Annotated in this window: 22 protein-coding genes; 13 read left to right on the top strand and 9 right to left on the bottom strand. The window is 73.0% G+C overall.

Translation table 11 applies throughout. The annotated features are described in order from the left end of the window. Positions 1–91: 91 nt before the first annotated feature. A complete protein-coding gene (locus tag ACIQR3_RS17120; RefSeq protein ID WP_403539350.1) occupies positions 92–1,297 on the bottom strand; it encodes a cytochrome P450 in 1,206 nt (401 codons plus the stop codon). 165 nt (positions 1,298–1,462) lie between these two features. Here ACIQR3_RS17120 and ACIQR3_RS17115 point away from each other — a divergent pair, with 165 nt between their 5' ends. Then, positions 1,463–2,788 (top strand): MFS transporter, encoded by a 1,326-nt coding sequence (locus ACIQR3_RS17115; protein WP_403539348.1) that lies wholly within the window; start codon positions 1,463–1,465, stop codon positions 2,786–2,788. A 7-nt stretch (positions 2,789–2,795) separates the two neighbouring features. On the opposite strand, the gene ACIQR3_RS17110 is transcribed toward ACIQR3_RS17115, so the two are convergent. Beyond that, entirely contained in the window at positions 2,796–3,392 is a 597-nt protein-coding gene (locus tag ACIQR3_RS17110; protein WP_403539345.1) for a TetR/AcrR family transcriptional regulator, read from the bottom strand. Positions 3,393–3,501: 109 nt separating this feature from the next. On the opposite strand from ACIQR3_RS17110, the gene ACIQR3_RS17105 reads away from it, so the two are divergent. From ACIQR3_RS17105 to ACIQR3_RS17095, 3 genes are all read left to right on the top strand, one after another. Continuing rightward, positions 3,502–5,058, top strand: a complete 1,557-nt coding sequence (locus ACIQR3_RS17105) for a class I adenylate-forming enzyme family protein (RefSeq protein WP_403539342.1) — start codon at positions 3,502–3,504, stop codon at positions 5,056–5,058. A gap of 63 nt (positions 5,059–5,121) precedes the next feature. Then, the gene (locus ACIQR3_RS17100; protein ID WP_403539340.1) at positions 5,122–6,297 is read left to right on the top strand and encodes an acyl-CoA dehydrogenase family protein; all 1,176 of its coding nucleotides are present in this window, start codon (positions 5,122–5,124) and stop codon (positions 6,295–6,297) included. 29 nt (positions 6,298–6,326) lie between these two features. Further along, entirely contained in the window at positions 6,327–8,159 is a 1,833-nt protein-coding gene (locus ACIQR3_RS17095) for an alkyl/aryl-sulfatase (RefSeq protein WP_403539337.1), read from the top strand. A 19-nt stretch (positions 8,160–8,178) separates the two neighbouring features. Here ACIQR3_RS17095 and ACIQR3_RS17090 read toward each other — a convergent pair whose 3' ends face one another. After that, complete coding sequence (locus ACIQR3_RS17090; protein ID WP_403539336.1) at positions 8,179–8,943, bottom strand: sulfite exporter TauE/SafE family protein; 765 nt, start codon at positions 8,941–8,943, stop codon at positions 8,179–8,181. Positions 8,944–9,040: 97 nt separating this feature from the next. Continuing rightward, positions 9,041–9,577, bottom strand: coding sequence for an isochorismatase family cysteine hydrolase (locus tag ACIQR3_RS17085; RefSeq protein ID WP_403539335.1), 537 nt, complete (start codon positions 9,575–9,577; stop codon positions 9,041–9,043). A 127-nt stretch (positions 9,578–9,704) separates the two neighbouring features. On the opposite strand from ACIQR3_RS17085, the gene ACIQR3_RS17080 reads away from it, so the two are divergent. Together ACIQR3_RS17080 and ACIQR3_RS17075 are read left to right on the top strand one after the other, a co-directional pair. After that, positions 9,705–10,061 (top strand): transglycosylase family protein, encoded by a 357-nt coding sequence (locus ACIQR3_RS17080; RefSeq protein ID WP_403539332.1) that lies wholly within the window; start codon positions 9,705–9,707, stop codon positions 10,059–10,061. Positions 10,062–10,150: 89 nt separating this feature from the next. Next, positions 10,151–10,948: a PepSY domain-containing protein gene (locus ACIQR3_RS17075; RefSeq protein ID WP_403539330.1), complete on the top strand. Its 798-nt coding sequence runs from the start codon at positions 10,151–10,153 to the stop codon at positions 10,946–10,948. A 67-nt stretch (positions 10,949–11,015) separates the two neighbouring features. On the opposite strand, the gene ACIQR3_RS17070 is transcribed toward ACIQR3_RS17075, so the two are convergent. After that, positions 11,016–11,627, bottom strand: a complete 612-nt coding sequence (locus ACIQR3_RS17070) for a TetR/AcrR family transcriptional regulator (RefSeq protein WP_403539327.1) — start codon at positions 11,625–11,627, stop codon at positions 11,016–11,018. Between the two features lie 120 nt (positions 11,628–11,747). On the opposite strand from ACIQR3_RS17070, the gene ACIQR3_RS17065 reads away from it, so the two are divergent. Together ACIQR3_RS17065 and ACIQR3_RS17060 are read left to right on the top strand one after the other, a co-directional pair. Next, on the top strand, positions 11,748–12,161 hold the full coding sequence (locus tag ACIQR3_RS17065; RefSeq protein WP_403539325.1) for a nuclear transport factor 2 family protein: 414 nt from the start codon (positions 11,748–11,750) through the stop codon (positions 12,159–12,161). Beyond that, positions 12,158–13,009 carry an NAD(P)H-binding protein gene (locus ACIQR3_RS17060; protein ID WP_403539322.1) on the top strand — a complete coding sequence of 284 codons (852 nt, stop codon included), beginning with the start codon at positions 12,158–12,160 and terminating at the stop codon, positions 13,007–13,009. The genes ACIQR3_RS17065 and ACIQR3_RS17060 overlap by 4 nt, the downstream gene beginning before the upstream one ends. A 56-nt stretch (positions 13,010–13,065) precedes the next feature. Here ACIQR3_RS17060 and ACIQR3_RS17055 read toward each other — a convergent pair whose 3' ends face one another. Then, the gene (locus ACIQR3_RS17055) at positions 13,066–13,749 is read right to left on the bottom strand and encodes a FadR/GntR family transcriptional regulator (protein ID WP_403539321.1); all 684 of its coding nucleotides are present in this window, start codon (positions 13,747–13,749) and stop codon (positions 13,066–13,068) included. A gap of 109 nt (positions 13,750–13,858) precedes the next feature. Between ACIQR3_RS17055 and ACIQR3_RS17050 the strand changes: the two genes are divergently transcribed. Together ACIQR3_RS17050 and ACIQR3_RS17045 are read left to right on the top strand one after the other, a co-directional pair. Then, positions 13,859–14,788, top strand: a complete 930-nt coding sequence (locus ACIQR3_RS17050) for a dihydrodipicolinate synthase family protein (RefSeq protein WP_403539318.1) — start codon at positions 13,859–13,861, stop codon at positions 14,786–14,788. A 24-nt stretch (positions 14,789–14,812) separates the two neighbouring features. After that, on the top strand, positions 14,813–16,291 hold the full coding sequence (locus ACIQR3_RS17045; protein WP_403539315.1) for a sialate:H+ symport family MFS transporter: 1,479 nt from the start codon (positions 14,813–14,815) through the stop codon (positions 16,289–16,291). Between the two features lie 145 nt (positions 16,292–16,436). On the opposite strand, the gene ACIQR3_RS17040 is transcribed toward ACIQR3_RS17045, so the two are convergent. Further along, positions 16,437–16,622 (bottom strand): hypothetical protein, encoded by a 186-nt coding sequence (locus ACIQR3_RS17040; protein ID WP_403539314.1) that lies wholly within the window; start codon positions 16,620–16,622, stop codon positions 16,437–16,439. Between the two features lie 118 nt (positions 16,623–16,740). Beyond that, complete coding sequence (locus ACIQR3_RS17035; RefSeq protein WP_403539311.1) at positions 16,741–17,619, bottom strand: SDR family oxidoreductase; 879 nt, start codon at positions 17,617–17,619, stop codon at positions 16,741–16,743. A 260-nt stretch (positions 17,620–17,879) separates the two neighbouring features. On the opposite strand from ACIQR3_RS17035, the gene ACIQR3_RS17030 reads away from it, so the two are divergent. Both ACIQR3_RS17030 and ACIQR3_RS17025 read left to right on the top strand, forming a co-directional pair. Beyond that, positions 17,880–18,071, top strand: coding sequence for a hypothetical protein (locus ACIQR3_RS17030; RefSeq protein ID WP_403539308.1), 192 nt, complete (start codon positions 17,880–17,882; stop codon positions 18,069–18,071). Positions 18,072–18,195: 124 nt separating this feature from the next. After that, positions 18,196–18,741: an ATP-binding protein gene (locus ACIQR3_RS17025; RefSeq protein ID WP_403539305.1), complete on the top strand. Its 546-nt coding sequence runs from the start codon at positions 18,196–18,198 to the stop codon at positions 18,739–18,741. Positions 18,742–18,827: 86 nt separating this feature from the next. Here ACIQR3_RS17025 and ACIQR3_RS17020 read toward each other — a convergent pair whose 3' ends face one another. After that, positions 18,828–19,580: a YqjF family protein gene (locus tag ACIQR3_RS17020; RefSeq protein WP_403539303.1), complete on the bottom strand. Its 753-nt coding sequence runs from the start codon at positions 19,578–19,580 to the stop codon at positions 18,828–18,830. Positions 19,581–19,688: 108 nt separating this feature from the next. Between ACIQR3_RS17020 and ACIQR3_RS17015 the strand changes: the two genes are divergently transcribed. Beyond that, the coding region (locus ACIQR3_RS17015; protein WP_403539301.1) for a pyridoxal-phosphate dependent enzyme at positions 19,689–20,156 on the top strand (468 nt) is incomplete at its 3' end.

Genomic DNA, 20,156 nt, shown 5'->3' with positions numbered 1-20,156 from the left:
TCCGCTCCGCGCGTTGGTGGTCCAAGGCCAAGACGCCCCGCTCCCCGCGGGGAGATGCAGGTGCGAGCCCTGGCCGACGCTCCGACGACGGTCATCGGTCCACCGCGACCGTCAGCCCGCGGATCTCGTACCCGCCGATCGCGTCCCGGAAGGCGACCCGCGGCGGCGTGACCATCCGGATGCCGTCGACAGCGGTCAGACGGCTGAGGAAGACATCCGTCTCCAGGACCGCGATGTGCGCGCCCGGACAGCGGTGCGGTCCGTCGCCGAAGGACAGCCCCGCCCGCCCCGGGCCGAAGTCCCCCGCCCGGCCCGGCCGCACGAGCAGCGGGTCGCCGCCCACCGCGCACGGGTCGGTGTTGGTGTCGTCCAGGAACAGTTCCACGTACTCCCCGGCCCGTACGGTGGCGGCCGGCCCGTGCGGTGTGCGCAGGTCGAGGGCGCGGGTGGCACGGCGGCGCAGCCGTGCCACCACCGGCTCCAGCCGCAGCAGTTCCTCCAGGACGGCCAGGCGCCCGGCCTCGTCCGCCGCGCGGTAGCGGTCCATCAGCGCGTCGTCGGTGAACAGGTGCCAGGCGGCCAGGCAGATGAACTCCCGGGTGGTGACCATCCCGGCCGCCGCGAAGGTCAGGCACTCGCCGAGGATTTCCGCGTCCGAGCAGCCCTCGTCGATCAGATGGGAGATCAGGTCGTCGTGCCGGCGGCGCCGGTGGGCGCGGATGGCGGGGTGGACGTCGGCGAGGTGGACGCGCAGCCAGTTGACGTTCTGCCGCACCAGCCAGTAGAGGCCGTGCGGGCTGGTCAGGCCGGGCTGCCCGAACTCCGCGGGGAAGAACCGCTCCAGCCTCCGGCGCATCCCCGGCCGCCCGTATCGCAGCCCGATCACCTCGCCGACCACCCCGATGGACAGCTCGAACGCGAGGTCGCCCAGCGGGGCCTCGCCGGCCGCGCGGACCTTGCCCACCTGCTCCTCGGCGATCCGCACCATCAGGTCCCGGTAGTGCTCGTCCACCCGGCGCGGGGTGAAGAACCGCGCGGTCTGCCGGCGGTGCTCGCGGTGCTCGGGACCGTCCCGGTAGAGCACGGGCCGGCGCACGCGCGGCGGCAGCTTCTCCACCGTCTCGATGCCGAGGCCGGCCTGCACGGTGCCCGGACCGCGCAGCAGCGCCCGCGCCACCTCGTAGTCGTGCACCTGCCATGTGCCGTCGGCCGCCCGGCTGACCGGGCACCCCGGCCGTTCCCGCCCCCGGTCGACCTTCCGCGCGGACCGTTGCGCGGTCCCTTCGCCGTCGCCCACCGGCACCTCCCCGTGCCTCGTCGCCTGCCCCCCAGCATCCGGCACGGCCGGGCCGGACCACCAGACCCTGTCAGGACCGTTGACCCCGGCCGCCACCGGAACTACGTTGCCGGACCAGTAGCAAGTTATTGAACAAGCAGTTCGGAAACTCGCCGTGGAGTCGCCGTGGTCGTCCGCCCCCTTCCCTCCCGCACGTCCGCCGGCCCGGGCCCGGTGGACGATCCCCCCTTCGACCGCCGCCGCTCCTGGCTCGTCCTCGGCATGGTCGTCGTCTTCATGATGATCAACTACGCCGACAAGTCCGTCCTGGGCCTGGCCGCCGTGCCGCTCATGGACGAACTCGGCATCGGCAAGAGCACCTACGGGCTGGTCTCCAGCGCGTTCTACGTCCTGTTCAGCGTGACCGGCCTGGTCGTCGGACTGCTGTCGGCCAGGTGGTCGGCGCGTACCCTGCTGCTCGTCATGGCGGCCCTGTGGGCGGTGGCCCAACTGCCCGCGCTGCTGGCCTCGGTACCGGCCCTGATCGCGGGCCGGCTGCTGCTCGGCGCCGCCGAGGGGCCCGCCGCCTCCATGTCGATGCACGCCCTGTACGCGTGGTTCCCGCCGGGCCGGCGCGGGATGCCCTCGGCCCTCCAGATCGGCGGCGCGGCCCTCGGCACGGCCGTCTCGGCGCCCATCCTGACCTGGCTCATCGTGGACTTCGGGTGGCGCTCGGCGTTCGTCGCCCTGACGGTCACCAGCGCCGCGTGGTGCGCCCTGTGGTACCTGGTGGGCCGGGACGGGCCCTACGGCGGCCGGGACGCGCGGGCGCCCGTGGCGGCCGGGAAACCCGGCGCCGCCGTGCCGCCGCCGTCGCTGTCCCGCCTGCTGCGCAGCCGCACGGTCGTCGGAGGCGTCCTGAGCGCCTTCGGCTCGCACTGGGCGCTCGCCCTCTCCAGCGCCTGGCTGCCCGTCTATCTCCACACCGAACTGGACATGACCGCGAAACGGGCGTCCGGCATGGTCAGCGCCGTCTCCGTGCTCAGCCTGGTGCTGCTGCTGACCGTTCCCGCACTGATGGACCGGCGCGGGCGGCGGGGCCGCTGCGGACCGGCCGCCGACGGACTGGCCCAGGGCGGGGCGGTCCTGGTGTCGGCCGCGGCGCTCGCCCTGCTGCCGTTCGCGCCCTCCCGGCCGCTCCAACTGGTACTGGTGGCACTGGCGTTCGCCTGCCACTCCGTCGCCCTGCCGCTGCACTACGTCACCACGGCCGCCGTCGTCCCCGCCGCCCGGCGCGGGGCCGTCTTCGGAGTCGTCGCGGCGACCGGCACCCTGCCGGGCATGTTCGTGCCCTACCTCACCGGACGGCTGGTGGACGGCGCCGCCACCGAGGCCGCCGGGTACTCGGCGGCCTTCTGGGTCTCCGCGCTGGTGCTCGCCGTGTGCGGCGCGATCGCGGCGGTCACCGTCCGGCCCGCGCGGGACGCACGGGCGCTGGGCGGAGAGGACTGAAGCGCCGTCAGGCCGGCCGGTCGAAGCCGGTGGCCCAGTAGCGGCCGCGCAGCGCGAGGTCGAGCAGCATCCGCACGACCTCCTCGGCGGGCATGGGCGCCACCTCGTGCTCGACCCACCACTGGAGCACCGCCACCTGCTCGCCGACCCAGGCCCGGGCCAGCAGTCCGGCGTCGATCCGCGGCTCGACCGCGTTGCGTTCGGAGCGCTCCCGGAACTCCTCGGCGGCGACCCGGGCGCACGCCTCGGTGAACATGCGCAGCGGCTTGCCGTCCCCCTCGCCGCGCAGCACGATCCGGTACAGGTCCCGCTCCTCGCGGGCGTGCTCCAGCATCCGCAGCACCGGCTCGCCGGTGAAGCCGACGGCGCTCCTGGCCACCGCGGGGCGCAGCCGCTCGTCGAGTTCGTCCAGCAGGTCGCGGGTGACCCGGGCGAACAGCTCGTCCTTGTCGCGGAAGTGGCTGTAGAAGGTCGCGCGCGCCACGTCCGCGCGCTGGGTGATGTCCTCGACGCTCAGCGCCGTGAACCCCCGCTCCCGTACCAGTTCCACCAGGGCGTCGCGCAGTGCCCGACGAGTCTTGCGGATGCGTCTGTCCTCGGCCATCCGGTCAGTGTACGGAAGCCTTGACAGTCCATGCGTTATCGAACAGCCTGTCTGGAAACAGTCACCAGATTCAGTAGCGTCGTTCAGTCACGTCATTCAGGAGTGCTCGGTGAACCTCGGCATCTACCTCACGCGCAGCGCCCGCCACTGGCCGGACCGCTCCGCCCTGGTCTGCGGCGACCGGACCTGGACCTACGCCCGGCTGGAGGAGCGCGCCAACCGGCTCGCCTCCGCGCTGGTCCGCCGCGGCATCGGCCCCGAGGACGCCGTCGCCTCCCTTGCCTGGAACCGGGGCGAGCTGGTCGAGGCCGAGTTCGCCCTCTACAAGGCCGGCGTGGTCCGCGTCCCGGTCAACGCCCGGCTCGGCCGCGGCGAGATCGAGCACATCCTGCGCGACGCTCCCGTACGCGCCCTGATCTTCGACGAGGCGCACCGCGCGGACGCCCTGGCGGCCATCGCGGCGGCCGGCACCGACTGCCTGCCGGTCGCCCTGGACGCCGTACCCGAAGAGGCGCTCGCCTACGACGAGCTGCTCGCCGAAGGGGACACCGCACCCGTCGCCGTGGACACCCACGAGGACGCGCCCGCCGTCCTCAACTTCACCTCGGGGTCGACCGGTTCGCTGAAGGCCGCCGTGCAGACCGTCGGCAACCGGCTCGCCAACATGCGCAAGACGCTGATGAACGACGAGTCCCGCCCCCGTCCCGACACCCGCTACCTGGCCTGCGGCCCCATCACCCACGCCACCGGCATGGTGCTGCTGGCCGGCGTCTTCGGCGGCTCCACCACCCATGTGCTGCCCGCCTGGAGCGCCGAGGCGTTCCTGGACACCGTGGAGCGCGAGCGGATCACCGCCACCTTCCTCGTCCCGGCCATGCTCAACGCCGTCCTCGCCCACCCCGGTGCCGCCGACCGGGACCTGTCCAGCCTGCGCAGCGTCCGGATCGGCGGCGCCCCCGTCTCCCCGCAGCGGCTGCGCGACGCCGTGGCCCTCTTCGGCCCGGTGGTCGCCCAGGGCTACGGACTCGCCGAGACGACCAGCGTGGTGGCCGGCCTCTCCAGCGCCGACATCGCCCGCGCCGTCGCCGCGGACCCCGAACTCCTCCAGTCCTGCGGCCGGGCCGCCTACGACACCGAGGTCCGGGTCGTGGACGAGCAGAGCCGCACCCTCCCGCCCCGCGAGGTCGGCGAGATCATCGTGCGCGGCCCGGACTGCGTCAGCCGCTACTGGAAGGCCCCCGAGCTGTCCGCGCAGACCTTCCGCGACGGCTGGGTGCACACCGGCGACCTGGCCTGGATGCGCGAGGACGGCTACTTGTTCCTCGTCGACCGCAAGAAGGACATGATCATCTCGGGTGGTTTCAACATCTACAGCACCGAGGTGGAGACCGTCCTGTACGAGCACCCCGCCGTGCGGGAGGTGTGCGTCGTCGGCGTACCGGACGAGAAGTGGGGCGAGGCGGTCAAGGCCGTGGTGGTGACCCGCCCGGACACCGCCGTCACCGCCGAGGAGATCACCGACTTCTGCGCCGCGCGCCTGGACCGCTTCAAGAAGCCCCGCTCGGTCGACTTCGTCCCCGAACTGCCCCACAACCGCAACGGCAAGCTCGACCGCAAGGCGGTCCGCGAACCGTACTGGGCGCACACCGACCGCCGCGTGCACTGACCCCCCCGGACACCTCCTCCGCCACCTCCTCGGACACCCCTTCGGCAACCCGGAGCCCGCACCATGACCTTCTCCTTCCGCCCCGTCCCCGACGACCCGCACCTCGCCGCCCTCGTCGAGCGCCTCCGCGGCTACCTGGACGGCGAACTCGCCGCCTACGAACAGGACAACGGCTTCACCCACGACTCCCGCCTCACCCGCGCCGACCTGGAACCGGTCTGGAAGCGCAGCCGCGAGCTGGGCTTCTACGGCATCCACCTCCCCGAGGAGTACGGCGGCCAGGGCCTGACCCACACCCAGCTCGCCACGCTGAAGGAAGAGGTCGGGGCGAGCGGCCGGGTCCTCGGCCACAGCGTCCTCGGCGACATGGGCGGCCCGCTGCGGGCCGGCGACATCCTCCGCCACGCCACCGGCCACCAGCGCGACACCTACCTGCTGCCGCTGGTCCGCGGCGAACGCGCCTGCTGCTTCTCCCTCACCGAGACCGACGCGGGCTCCGACGTGCGCGCCATGCGCACCACCGCCGTGCGGGACGGCGACTCCTACCGGCTCACCGGGCACAAGGTGTTCAGCTCCGCCGGTCCCTTCGCGGACTTCGCCATCGTGGTCGCCCGGATGGCGGACACCGAGGACACCTACTCCGCCTTCTTCGTCGACCTGGACAGCCCCGGCTGCCGCGTCACCGACGGCGCCACGCCCATGTCGGGCGAGCACATCGAGAGCGACATCGTCCTGGAGGACTGCCGGGTCCCGGCCGCCAACCTGCTCGGCGAGGAGGGCCGGGGCCTGCGCATCGCGCTCGGCCGGGTCACCGTCAACCGCCTCCTGCACTGCCCGAGCGCCATCGGAGCCGCCCGCCGCGCCCTGCACCTCAGCCGCGACCGCGCCCTCACCCGCACCGTCGGCGGGCAGCCCCTGATGGCGCTCCAGGCCATCCAGCACAAGCTGGCCGACATGGCCGCCGACCTGTACGCCGCCCGCTCCATGACCTACGCCGCGCTGGCCGCCCTGGACCGGGGCGAGGACGTGCGCACCGAAGCCTTCCTGTGCAAGCTGTTCGTCGCCGAGGCGGTCTTCCGCATCCTCGACCAGGCCGTGCAGATCCACGGCAAGGAGGGGCTGACCCAGGGCCACGAGATCGAGTACCTGTTCCGCAAGACGCGCATGTTCCGCATCCTGACCGGCACCTCCGAGATCCAGCGCAACGGCATCGCCCGCGGGCTGGCCACCCTGACCTGACCATTCCCCGGCACCACTGAGGACCCCTCATGCACCTCCCCGAAGACGCCGACCGGGGCTTCATCGCCCGCCTGACCCCCGGTGTCGTACGCGACGCGGACGGCCGTACCGTCTGGGACGCGGACGCCTATGGCTTCCTGGACGCCGACTGTCCGCCCACCGCCCACCCCGCGCTGTGGCGGCAGAGCCGGCTCACCGCCCGGCAGGGCCTGTACGAGGTGGTGCCCGGCGTGTACCAGGTCCGCGGCCTGGACCTGTCCAACGTCACCTTCGTCGAGGGCGACCGGGGCGTTCTCGTCATCGACCCGCTGATCAGCGCCGAGGTGGCCGCCGCCGCCCTCGCCCTGTACCGGGAGCACCGGGGCGACCGCCCGGTCACCGGCGTCCTCTACACCCACTCGCACGTCGACCACTTCGGCGGCGTCCGCGGCGTCGCCGACCCGGCCGACGCCGCCGCCGGCCGCCTCCCCGTGCTCGCGCCCGCCGGCTTCCTGGAGCACGCGGCCGGCGAGAACGTCATCACCGGCCCCGCGATGACCCGTCGCTCCGCCTACATGTACGGCACCGCGCTGCCCACCGGCCCGGCCGGACAGATCGGCTGCGGCCTCGGCCAGACCACCTCCCGGGGCAGCGTCGGCCTCATCGCCCCCACCGTCGACATCCACTCGACCGGCCAGCGCGAGACCGTCGACGGCATCCGCATGGTCTTCCAGCTCACGCCCGGCACCGAGGCCCCGGCGGAGATGAACATCCACTTCCCCGCCCTGCGCCTGCTCTGCGTGGCCGAGAACGCCTGCCACACCCTGCACAACGTGCTCACCCTGCGCGGCGCCCTGGTCCGCGACCCCAGCGCCTGGGCCCGCTACCTCACCGAGACGCTGCGCCTGTTCGCCGACGACACCGACACCGTCTTCGCCTCCCACCACTGGCCCACCTGGGGCCAGGACCGCGCCGTACGGTTCCTGGAGGAACAGCGCGACGCCTACGCCTACCTGCACGACCAGTGCGTCCGGCTGATCAACGCCGGGTACACCGGCGCCGAGATCGCCGAGGAACTCCGCTTCCCGCCCGCCCTGGAGAACGCCGCCCACATCGGCGGGTACTACGGCTCCCTCAGCCACAACGCCAAGGCCGTCTACCAGCGGTACATGGGCTGGTTCGACGGCAACCCGGCCCACCTGTGGCAGCACCCGCCGCGCGAAGCGGCCCTGCGCTACGTCGCGTTCATGGGCGGCGCGGACGCCGTGGTCGCCAAGGCGCGGACGTCGTACGAGGAGGGCGACCTGCGCTGGGCCGCGGAGGTGCTGAACCACGTCCTGTTCGCCGACCCGGACCACGCCGGGGCCCGTGCCCTCCAGGCGGACACCTTCGAGCGGCTCGGTCACGGCAGCGAGTGCGGTCCCTGGCGCAACTTCTACCTGACCGGCGCCGCCGAACTGCGCGACGGCGTCCGGGGCGGGGCCGGCCGGGGTGCCCCCGATCTCGTCGCCGCGCTGACCGCCGAGCAGATCTTCCGGTCGATGGCCGTACGGCTGCACGGCCCCCGCGCCGCCGAGGCCGGCCGGCTGCTGCTGCGCTGGGAGATCACCCGGCAGGGGGAGGAGCGGCCGGAGATCTGGACACTGCTGCTGTCCAACGGCGCGCTCACTCCCGTGCCGGGCGACGCGCCCCGCGGCGAGGCCCCGGACGTCACCCTGCGCCTGGAGCGTCCCGTACTGGACGAGGTGGTCGGCCGCCGGACCACCTTCGCCGACGCGATCGGGGCCGGGCGGATCGCCGTGACGGGCGACGTGGGCGCGCTGGTCACGTTCGGCGGGCTCCTGGAGCGGCCCGATCCGCGGTTCGCGATCGTGACCCCGTGACCGCGCCCGGTCCGGCGGGTCAGCGCAGCAGCAGATGGGCCAGGGCGACGGCGCCCCAGATCAGGATCACGGCGCGCAGGACGCCGGGACGCAGCCGGTGCCCCACCCCCGCGCCGAACCGCCCGCCGAACGCCGAGCCCAGCGCGACCAGCCCGACCGCCGTCCAGTCGAACTCCGCGGCGAAGAGGAAGAACAGCGCGGCGACCGTGTTGACGCCGGCCACCAGCACGTTCTTGAAGGCGTTGAGGCGCTGGAGCCGCTCATCGAGGCACAGGCCCATCAGCGACAGGTAGAGGGTGCCCTGCGCGGCGGAGAAGTAGCCGCCGTAGACGCTGGTCAGCGCCAGACCGCCGTACAGCGCTGGCCCGCCGTCGCGGTGTGCGGCACCACCGTCCCGGGCGCGCCCCCGCACCCACTTCCCGGTCAGCGGCTGCAACGCGACCAGCAGCAGCGCCAGCCCCACCAGGACCGGCACGATCGCGTCGAACGCCGACGACGGCAGGGCCAGCAGCAGCGTGGCGCCGACCAGACCGCCCGGCAGGGCGGCGGCCAGCAGCCGTACGACGCGTCCGCGCTGCCCGGTCAGCTCGCGGCGGTAGCCGACGCAGGCGCCGACCGAACCGGGGACCAGCCCCAGCGCGTTGGAGACGGTGGCGGTGACCGGCGGCAGGCCGACGGCGAGCAGGGCGGGGAAGGTGACGAGCGTGCCGGAGCCGACGACGGCGTTCAGGGCGCCCGCCAGCACCCCGGAGGCCAGTACGCCGGCCATCTCCAGGGGCGTCATACGGCGGCTGCGGTGTCGTCCGGAACCATGTACATGGCGGGTACACTAACCGGCCGGCGTTTCGGCGCCGGCCGAACTGTCCAGGAAGCGGCAGCCGCTACGCCCACAGCTCCCGGCTGTCGCACACCCGTGCCCCCATGTTGCGCTCCATCATGCGCAGGGCGGCGTCCGCGAGGTCCTGGTGGATGTGGGCGACGGCGTCGCGGGGGACGACGACGTCCAGGTGGCGGATGTGCGCGTCGAGGGCGGAGTAGAGGACGCACTGCTCGGTGACCTGGCCGCACAGGACCAGCTCTCCGATGCCCAGTTGCTGCACCAGGTAGGTGAGCGGGGTCTCGAAGAAGATCGAGTGCCGGGCCTTGACCACGAAGAGGGACGCGTCGTCGGGGCGCAGCGGTTCCACGAGGTCGGCGTGGGGTCCGGCGAGGGCCTTGTCGAGGAGTTCGCCGTGGTGCGACCGCCACTCGCCGAAGTTGTCGTTGACGTAGATCACGGGTGCTTCCGCGGCCCGGGCCCGCCGGAGCAGACCGGTCACGACGGGCACCACGGACGCGGCCGAGGGGATCAGCTGATCGGCGTCCTTGTGGTCGTAGGTGTTGATCATGTCGATGACGACCAGCGCTGTCTTGCTCATGCGCATCAGGGTTCCCCCGAGTCGGCGTTCCAGCGACCCGGCCGGCGTACGGTCACAGAGCGTCGTCCCGCACTCGGCGGTCGCGTCGTGTAACAGTCCGTGCATGATGTTGTCACGAAACGATGAGATGACACACGGTCCCGTCGTCCTGCGCGGTGCCCGGTGCGTCCTGGTCACGCTGACGACGGCCGCCGCGCTGGCCGCCCCGACGGCCGCCGCGACGGCCGTGACCGGCACCCTCGGCTCGCGCGGCACCGACTGGGACGCCATCGCCGCGTGCGAGTCCAGCGGCGACTGGAAGGCCAACACCGGCAACGGCCACTACGGCGGGCTCCAGTTCAAGCAGTCCAGCTGGGCGGCGGCCGGCGGGCTCAAGTACGCGCCGCGCGCCGATCTCGCCAGCCGGTCCGAGCAGATCGCCGTGGCCGAGCGGCTGGCCGACATCCAGGGGAAGTCCGCCTGGGCCTGCTCCTGGGCCGGATAGACGTCCCGGGAGGGTGTGTCGTCCGCCATTGAGGTGGTTTCCGGTGTCCTTCGGCGTGACGGGACGCCGCTGGTGATACCGAAAATCACATGAGTTCTGTGCGACGTCTTCTCTCCCCCCGTACGGCGGCCGCGTTCTGTGCCCTGGGAACGTCCGCCCTGTTGCTGACCGCCTGCGCCGGCGCGGAAACGACGCGTGCCGACGTGGCCGCCGCGGCCCCGACCAGCCCGTCCGCCGGCACCGGCAGCCCCGGTGTCACGACCTCGCCGTCGGGTTCCCCGACCGGCACCGCCACCTCGTCCCTCACCGAGGACCAGGCCGAACGCAAGGCGCTGGTGCCTCAGGTCGAGGTGGCCTGGGACCAGGCGGCCGACACCGCCGTCAAGGAGGTCTCCGGCGGCAAGCTCACCGAGATCGAACTGGACAGCGCCTCGGGCGAGAGTCCGTCGGCCACTTCCGCCTCGCCCGGTGCGACGGCCACTTCCGCCTCGCCCGGTGCGACGGCCAGCCCGGCCCCCGCCCCGTCGAAGGGTGCCCCGGTCTGGGTCGCCAAGGTGGCCGCGTCCGACGGCACCGTCCGCGAGGTCGGCATCGACGCCGTCACCGGCAAGGTGTTCCGCTCCGAGGCCGACACCGACCAGAGCGCGGACGACAAGAGCGAGATCGCCGACCGGCTGAGCCAGGCCGACCAGACCGCGGAGCAGGCCGCGAAGGCGGCCACCGACAAGACCGACGGCACCGTCACCGCCGTCAAGCTCGACGAGAACGACGACCAGAAGCTGATCTGGTCCGTCGACGTCGTCACCACCGACAACTGGAACAAGACGACCTACGAGGTCGACGCGGGCAACGGAGAGATCCTGCGCGAGCACGTCGACCGCGACTGAACACCGGCCCGCCGGTCCGACAGGCCCGTCCGCCCCGCCGTCCGGCGGGCCGGACGGGCCTGTCGGTTCACCGCGCCGCCCCGTCCTCCGCCCCCGTCGGGGCGGAGGAGCCGAGGACGCGTGCGACGTACCGCGCCAGCCGCGCGCGCAGCTCCTCGCGGGGAATTCCCCCGTCCGCCAGGTGTTCCACGAGGTCCGCGCGGACGGCGGCGAGCAGCGCGTGGGCGGCGAAACCGTCGTCGTCGAAGCCGGGCACCCGGTCCAGCACGGTCTTCAGCAGGCTGTGCCAGTACCCGTAGTGCTCCGCCCGGTAGGGGCTGTCACCGCTGTCGCCCTCCAAGGCCAGGGCGAGATGGCGGTGGTCGAGCTTGAAGCACAGCAGCGCGTCCAGCAGGGCGGGGACGCGCAGCCGCGGGTCGGTGGCGGGGCCCAGCGGCGGCGGGCCCTCCTCGACGGCCCGCGCGACGGGTTCGAGTCGCGCCGCGTACAGGGCGCGGATCAGTCCCGTCCGGTCGCCGTAGGCGCGGAAGAGAGTGCCCTTGCCGACCCCGGCCGCCGCCGCGACGTCGGCCATGGTGACGTCCTCCGGGCGGGCGCAGCGGGCGAACAGCTCGTCGGCGGCGGCCAGGACGGCGGCACGGTTGCGTTCGGCGTCCTTGCGGGGTTTGCGCTCTGCCACGCGGCTCCTCCCTTGAAAAGCGGACCGACGGTCCGTATATTCAAAGCGGACCTCGGGTCCGCATTCTTATCCTAGGGGACGGAGCAGAGCACACCCATGTCGGCATCCACGTCAGCACCCATGTCACCCGCCGACCTCTACCGGCACAGCCTGCGGCTGCTGCTGGACAAGGACATCGCCGGCTGGACCGGCCTGTGGGCCGAGGACGGCGTCCTGGAGTTCCCGTTCGCGCCCGAGGGCCGGCCCCGCCGACTGGAGGGCAAGGAGGCCGTCGCCGCGTACATGCGCCACTACCCCGACCACATCGACCTGCGCGACTTCCCCGACGTGCGCGTCCACCGGACCGCCGAACCCGACACGATCGTGGTCGAGATGCGCGGGGTGGGCCGCCTGGTGCGGACCGGTGCCCCGTTCGAGATGACGTACGTCGCCGTCGTGACGGTCCGCGACGGGCGGTTCGTCATGTACCGCGACTACTGGAACCCGCTCGCCGTCCAGCAGCCGGGCATGGACTTCGCCGGGGCCGCCCGATGAACGCCACCGGAACCACGCTCGTCATCGGCGCCACCGGCACCACCGGAAGCCGCGTCGCCGCACGGCTCGTCGCCGCCGGGCACCGGGTGCGAGCCGCCGGCCGCCGCGCCGCCCGGGTGCCGGGCGCGGACCCGGTCCGCTTCGACTGGTACGACGCCGCCACCCACGACGCGGCGGTCACGGGCACCGACCGGGTCTACCTCGTGCCGCCCGTGGGCGACCCGGACCCGGCCGCGGTCATGCTGCCGTTCCTGGAACGGGCCCGCGCCGCCGGTGTGCGCCGCGCGGTGCTGCTCAGTTCCTCGGCCGTCGAGGCGGGCGGCCCTACGGTGGGGGAGGTGCACCGGGCGCTGCCCGGGCTGATCGAACAGTGGGCGGTGCTGCGGCCCTCCTGGTTCATGCAGAACTTCACCGGGGACCACGCCCATGCCGCCAGTATCCGGGCCGACGGCACCATCCTGACCGCCGCCGGATCGGGCCGGGTCGGTTTCGTCGACGCCGACGACATCGCCGCCGTGGCCGTCCACGCCCTGACCGACGAGCGCGTCCCCGGCACCGACCTGGTGCTCACCGGCCCGCGGGCGCTCAGCCACGACGAGGTCGCCGCCGTCCTCACCGAGGTCACCGGGCGCCCCGTGACCCACCGTCGGCTGACCTACGAGGAGCAGCGGGACCGCCTCGCGCCGCTCACCACGCCGGGGTTCGCCGCACTGCTGGCCGGTATGGACCGGGCGATCGCCGAGGGCGCCGAGGACCGCGTCACGGACACCGTCCGCCGGGTCACCGGGCGGCCTCCGCGCGACCTGCGGACGGTCGTGGAACGGGAGCTGGCCCTGGCGGCGGGGTGACGCGCGAGGGCGCGTGCGCGGGGGGTGACGCACAGCGGTGCGCGGCGGGGGGCCGCTCAGTGGGGCGACAGGCGGCGGCGGATGTCGTCGAAATGGCGGTGCACGGCCCGCTCCGCGGCCTCCGCGTCGCCCGCCCGGACGGCGTCCACGATCCGGGCGTGCATCCGGGCCAGCTCGGCGCCGTCGGCGGCCGTGCCCAGGCCCTGGGCGCGCACCTGGTGGAACGCGCTCCAGAACGCGTCGAGCAGCTCGCTGAGCAGCTCGTTGCCGAGGCAGCGGTGCAGTACGCGGTGGAAGGCGCGGTCGGTGCGGGCCGCGATCTCCCCGGCGTCGCGCACCTCCGTGTGCATCGTCGCCACCAGCGCGTCCAGCTCGGCGAGATCCGCCTCGGGCACCCGGCCCGCCAGCCGGTACATGAGCCCGGCCTCCAGGGCCTCGCGCAGCTGCAGCAGTTCGAGGAGGCTGCCCCGGCCGCGCCGGTGCCCCACCACCGTGCGGAACGCCAGCGCCTCGATCAGCGGGTCCAGTGACATGGGCCCGACGTAGGTGCCGAAGCCGCGCCGGATCTCGACGATGTGCATCGCCTGGAGGGACTTCAGCGCCTCGCGCAGGGAGTTGCGGCTGATCCGGAACCGTTCCATCAGCTCGGGCTCGGTGGGCAGCGGATCGCCCGGGCCGAGGCCCCGCTCCACGATCAGCTCCTTGATCTTCTCCTCGGCGCTGGCGGCGACCGACGGCATCCGCCGCCCCCTCTCCACGCTTGACATCGCTGCTGGGCCGTGTCTGACTCTACAGGACGTAGGACGTCCTACGTCCCCTTCGTGGGGATATGTGCGACCTGGAGCACCCATGCCTCTTCCCGCGCCCCTGCGAGGCGTCATCCCCCCGGTCCTCACCCCGCTGACCCCGACGGGAGAGGTGGACACCGCCTCGCTGCGCCGGCTCGTCGGTCACCTGATCGGGGCCGGGGTGCACGGCGTGTTCCTGCTCGGTTCCAGCGGTGAGGCCGCCTACCTCACGGACGCCCAGCGGCGTACCGTCCTGGAGACGGGCGTGGACGCCGTGGCGGGACGTGTCCCCGTGCTCGCCGGGGTCATCGAGACGACCACCCCCCGGGTGCTGGACCGGGCCGCCGACGCCGTCCGGGCGGGCGCCGACGCGCTGGTCGCCACGGCCCCCTTCTACGCCCGCACCCACCCCGCCGAGATCGCCGGCCACTTCCGGCGCGTCCGCGCCGCCGCCGGCCGGCCGCTGTTCGCCTACGACATCCCGGTCGCCGTCCACACCAAGCTGCCCCGCGAGGTGCTGCTCGGCCTCGCCGCCGACGGCACCCTCGCCGGGCTCAAGGACTCCAGCGGCGACGAGGGCTCCCTGCGCCGGCTGCTGCTCGACCCGCGCCGCCGCACGCCCGGCTTCTCCGTGCTCACCGGCTCGGAACTCACCGCGGACGGCGCCCTGCTGGCGGGCGCGGACGGTGTGGTGCCGGGCCTCGGCAACGTGGACGCCCACGGCTTCGTACGCCTCCACGAGGCGGCCACCGCCGGGGACTGGGACCGCGCCAGGGCCGAACAGGACCGGCTGGCCGCCCTGTTCGCGCTCACCGAGGCGGGCGACCCGGCCCGGATGGGCGCCGGTTCCTCCGCGCTCGGCGGCTTCAAGGCCGCGGCGCACCTGCTCGGCCTCATCGACTGCCCCGCCACCGCCGCGCCGCAGGTCCCGCTCGACGAGCCGGCCGTGGACCGCGTCCGCGCCTGCCTCGTCGCCGCCGGTCTCCTGTGACGCCGACCCCGCATCGGAGCCGCCATGAAGTCCGCGCGTACCCCCGCCGCTTCCGCTCCCTGGTACCGGGAGATCACCCGGCAGAAGTGGAAGTCCTTCTTCGCCGCCTGGATCGGATACCTCCTGGACGGCTTCGACTTCATCCTGATCACCCTGGTCCTGACCGAGATCGCCGACGACTTCGGCCTGAGCGCCGTGGAGTCCGCGAGTCTGGTCTCCGGAGCCTTCATCACCCGCTGGCTCGGCGGCGCGCTGCTCGGCGCCCTCGGTGACCGGTTCGGCCGCAAGAGCGCCATGGTGGCCAGCATCCTGCTGTACTCCGTCGGCACCTTCGCGTGCGGCTTCGCCTGGGACTACACCAGCCTGTTCACCGCCCGGCTGCTGATCGGCATGGGCATGGCGGGGGAGTACAGCGCCAGCGCCACCTACGTCCTGGAGAGCTGGCCGGCCCGGCTGCGCAACCGGGCCTCGGGCTTCCTGATCTCCGGTTTCTCGCTGGGCGGGGTCCTGGCCGCCGAGGTATACGAGCACGTGGTGCCCGCCCACGGCTGGCGCTGGCTGTTCTACATCGGCCTGCTGCCCGTGGCCGTCGCCCTGTGGGTGCGCCGGGCCCTGCCCGAGGCCGACGACTGGGAGGAGCGGGTGGGGGCCGCCGCCGAGCGGCCGAACCCCTTCCGGCCGCTGTTCGCCGGGCGGCTCCGGGCCGCGGTCAACACGGTCCTGGTGGCCGTCGCCACGGGGTCGCTCTTCGCGGTGTTCACCCCGGTCGGGGCGGGCCTGGTGCCCGTGCTGTCGGTCGTCGCCGCGGGCTGTCTGACCGCGTTCGCCGTGCAACTGGGCGGACGGAAGCGGTGGCTGCTGTTCGTCGCGCTGTGCGCCACCGTGTTCTGCGCGTTCCTCTACAGCTGGCCGGTGCAGGCCCTGCTGCCCACCTACCTCAAGACCGAACTCGGCTTCACCCCGCAACAGGTCAGCGACGCGCTCTACTTCGCCGGGTTCGGCACCATGGTCGGCTGCATCGCCGCCGGCTTCCTCGGCGACCGGTTCGGCACCCGCAGGACGTACGGCTGGACGCTGCTGGCCGGGACGGCGTTCGTGTTCCCCGTCTTCGCGGTCCGGGACAGCCCATTCGTCCTGGGCCTGCTGCTCTTCCTGATGCTCGCCTGCATGCAGGGCATCTCCGGGCTGCTGCCCAAGTACATCGCCGGGCATTTCCCGACCGAGACGCGCGCCGCGTCCCTGGGGTTCACCTACAACGTGGGCGCGCTGGGCGGGGCGGTGGCCCCGGTGCTGGGCGCGCGGCTGGCCTCCGGGATGCCCCTGGGCCAGGCGCTCGCGGTGCTCACCTTCGGACTGACCCTGGTGGTGATCCTGCTGATCGGCTTCGACGTCCCCGGCCGGCTCAACCGGCTGATCGACCCCGAAGCCGTACCGGACCACCTCGTCACCGAGGCGGGACCGCGGCGGGGGGAGGAGGGGACCAGGACCGGCGTGCGGCAGTGATGAGCTGCGGACCGACCGGTGTCCTCGGCGGCAGGCGCGCCGCACCGCTCCGCCACGGACGGGCCCGGCCGCGTGCGAACCACCAGCGGAGGCGTGCCCGGAGCGGCACGGGGGCGGCCGGCCGTCAGCCGTCAGCCGTCAGCCGTCAGTCGTCCGAGTCGCCTTGCGTGCCCGACTTCGTCCCGCCCGAGTGCCGCACCAGCTCACCCGCCGCCAGGGTCACCGAGGCGACCGCGCGTGCCCACCGCGGACCGCCCCGCGCGGCCCACACGACACAGACGCAGCCCGCGACGACGAGCGCGAGTATTCCCGACAGAACCAGTACGGCCACGGCCGTCCCCCCTTGCCTCGCTGTGATCACCGCCATCCTGCCAGGCGCGGGGGCACCGGGGAACGGGCGCCCTGGTGACCAGGGGCAGGCGCCCGCCTGACGGACGCGCGCGGACGGGTCACGGCAGCGGCGTGCCGCCCGTCGCGTTCACGATCTCGGCGGTGATGTACGACGCTTCCGGCGAGGCCAGGAAGACGTAGGCGGGCGCCATCTCGGCCGGCTGGGCCGGCCTGCCGATGGGGGCCTGCTTGCCGAACTCGGCGGTGTCCGGCAGCGTCGCGGGGATCAGCGGCGTCCATACCGGTCCCGGGGCGACGGCGTTGACCCGCACACCCCGGTCGATCACCATCTGGGCCAGCCCCTGGGTGAAGGTGACGATGGCCCCCTTCGTCATCGCGTAGTCGAGCAGCTGAGGACTGGGCTTGTACGCCTGCACCGACGCGGAGTTGATGATGCTGCCGCCCTCGGGGATGTGCGGCAGCGCGAACTTCGACAGCCAGAACATGCCGTAGAGATTGGTGCGCATCACCCGGTCGAACTGCTCGGTCGGGATCGTCTCGATGCCCTCGGGCCGCGCCATCTGGTACGCCGCGTTGTTCACCAGGATGTCGATGCGGCCGAACGCGTCGACGGCACGGTCCACGACGGACCGGCACTCGGCCTCCTCGCGGATGTCGCAGGAGACGGGGACGGCGCGGCGCCCGGCGTCCTCGACCCACCGGGCGGTCTCCGCGGCGTCGTCCTTCTCCTCGTCCAGGTGGGTGAAGAGCACGTCGGCCCCCTCGCGGGCGAAGGCCAGCGCCACCGCCCGGCCGATCCCGGAGTCCCCTCCGGTGATCACGGCCTTGCGGCCGTCGAGCCGCCCGCTGCCCCGGTAGGACTCCTCACCGTGGTCCGGCGGCGGGTCCATGGGCCCCGTCCAGCCGGGGTGGGGCTGGTCCTGGGCCGGGAAATCCGGCTGCGGATGCCGGTGGGTGGGGTGCTGCGGCTGGTTCACGGTACGGCTCCTTCCTCGTGGAGGGGCCCGGGTTCCCGCGCCGGACCAGGGGAAACGAGCCGGTGTCGAGGGGCGGGCGGTGCCGCTGCGGCGTCGTGACCGCCATGTGACCGGCCGTGCCTTGCCGTACCAGCAGTAACAAGATCATCATTCGAGGTGAGAGCCTCAGGCAACTTCCGAGGCCGTCACCCCCTTGCCGCGGCCCCCGAGGTCCCGTCGCGTGTGGTCCGCGGTGTCTCCCTTTCCCCCAGGAGTCCCGCATGCAGTCCTTGAACCAGCCGATCGAGCAGGCGCGCGAGGAGTACGAGACCCATCAGCGCACCTGCCGCCAGTGCCGCGTGGACGCGGCGCCCTGTCCCGCGGCCAAACATCTCAGACGCGTCTACAACAACCTCGCCCGGGCGGCACGCCCCCGCCCGACCGGACGCCCGACCGGACGCGCGGCCTCCTGACCGGCGAGTGAGGGGTTCCGGCTCCGTACGGGGATGACCGGGGGTGGCCTGGGGCTGATGGTTCCGGACTTTTCTGGGTAGACGGCTGCCGTAGCGGTCAGAGCTCAGGAAGCGGGCGGATCGGATGAACAAAGCTGCCCAGGACGAGGCTGCCCAGAATGACGACCGATTCCAGGACGAGGCTGCCCAGAATGACGACCGATTCCAGGACGGGCTGGTCTGGATGTCGGCGGCGTACGAGGGTGTGCCGGGCGACATCGCGCGGGCGCGGGAGATGGCACGTGCCTTCCTGGCCCGGCTGGAGGAGGACCACGGGCACCGGGTGCCCGACCGTGCCGCGCAAGCGGTGCAGCTGGTGGTCAGCGAACTGCTGACGAACGCCTGCAAGCACACGTCCGGTCCGGCCGTGGTCGGCCTCGAACTGATCGGCGGCCTGGTGGAGATCACGGTCCGCGACAGCGACCCGGGCCTGCCGGTGGCCCGGGCCGCCGACCCGAGCCGGGTCGGCCAGCACGGACTGGAGATCGTGATGGCCGTCTCGCAGGACTTCGAGGTGTACCGGGAACCGGTGGGCAAGAGGACGACGGCCACGGTGCGGCTCACCGACGAACCGCGCGGCAGCGTAGGGCGGATGCCGCGCGCCGAGGGCGACGGGGGCGGTGAGCGGTGAGCGGTGGGTGGTGACCGGCGGGCCGGCCGGGGAGAACCGGCGTTCCTGGAGCCGGCCGGGCGGCCCCGGGACACCTCGGACGCCCTTCAGGGCGTGGGAATGCCCGCCGGCCGCGCCGGCCGGCCGAAGCGGACCGGTACGCCGGGGGAGTACAGCACACTCACCGGCGGCCCCTGGGGCGCCGGCAGGCCGCCCGCGGTCAGCAGGTTCTCCTCGCACCTGAGCAACTCGGCCCGGTACAGGGGCCAGCGGGGGTGAACGCTGGGCAGATACGCCGCCCCGCGGAAGAACGCGTTGTGCATGCCCCAGCGGGCGGTGAGAAAGTGCTCCAACTCCGTGGGCTCCTGGACGCGTTCGCCCTTCCGTACGGCGATACGGCTGAACGCGCCGCGCGGCCCCGGCCAGCGGCGCGCGCTGGTGTACGTGACGACGTCGCCGGCGGTGCGGACCCGCATCCGGGACCACAGGTACGGCAGCCGGAAGCCGGCCCGGCCCATCACCACGGGCAGCAGCCGCGCGGCGTCCATCGACCGGAAGACGACCCCGCGCCGGCCGTGGGCGTCGACCGAGTACAGCCGTACGTTCGTCTCCGGGAACGACCCCAGGTACGGTACGCCGGGCAGCCCGAGCCAGCCGACCCGGTGCATGCGGAAGGCGACGAGACCGGCGTAGGTCACCCCGTCGTGGGTGTCGGGCACCGTCCCGTGCGGCAGCAGCGGCGCCACCAGATCAGGCTCGACGGCCCAGTGCAGAAAACAGAGGTCGCGCCACTGCTGGGTGAGCAGCGGGAGGGGGACGGTGACGGGGGCGTCGGGAGTGATGGCGGCGGGCTCGTGCACGCCTCCAGCATGGCAGAGCGGCCGGTGCCCGGACCGGGATGAGGCTTAGCGTCAGGTGTACGTGGAAACGACTACTCCCGAACAGCCGTCGCAGGGGGGAGTGCCGTCATGAGGTACGACAGCATCACGGACGCCATCGGGAACACGCCGTTGGTGCGGATCGATCCGGCTGTGCACGGGCTGCGTCACATCGACTTGTTCGCGAAGCTGGAGATGCTGAATCCGTTCGGGTCGGTGAAGGACCGTCCGGCGTGGCACATGGCGCGTCCGCATCTGGAGGCGGCGGTGGCCGGTGGGGGCGGTGGGACGGTGGTGGAGCTGTCGAGTGGTAATACGGCGAAGGCGCTGGCGTTGCTGGCGGGGTTGTACGGGTTGCGGTTCAAGAGTGTGACGAACCGGATGCGGGTGCCGGAGATCAAGGAGTTGTTGCTGCTGCTGGGGGCGGAGATCGAGGAGTTGCCGGGGCAGAGCGAGTGTCTGGATCCGACGGACACGGACGATCCGCTGACCCGGTTCCATCAGGCGTTGTCGGAGCCGGGTGGGGGGCATCTGCACACGGATCAGTATTTCAATCCG

Source organism: Streptomyces sp. NPDC090994, from assembly GCF_044768905.1.
Lineage (GTDB): Bacteria > Actinomycetota > Actinomycetes > Streptomycetales > Streptomycetaceae > Streptomyces.
The sequence above is the reverse complement of the archived record's forward strand: the minus strand, read 5'-3'. Positions and strand labels throughout refer to the sequence as shown.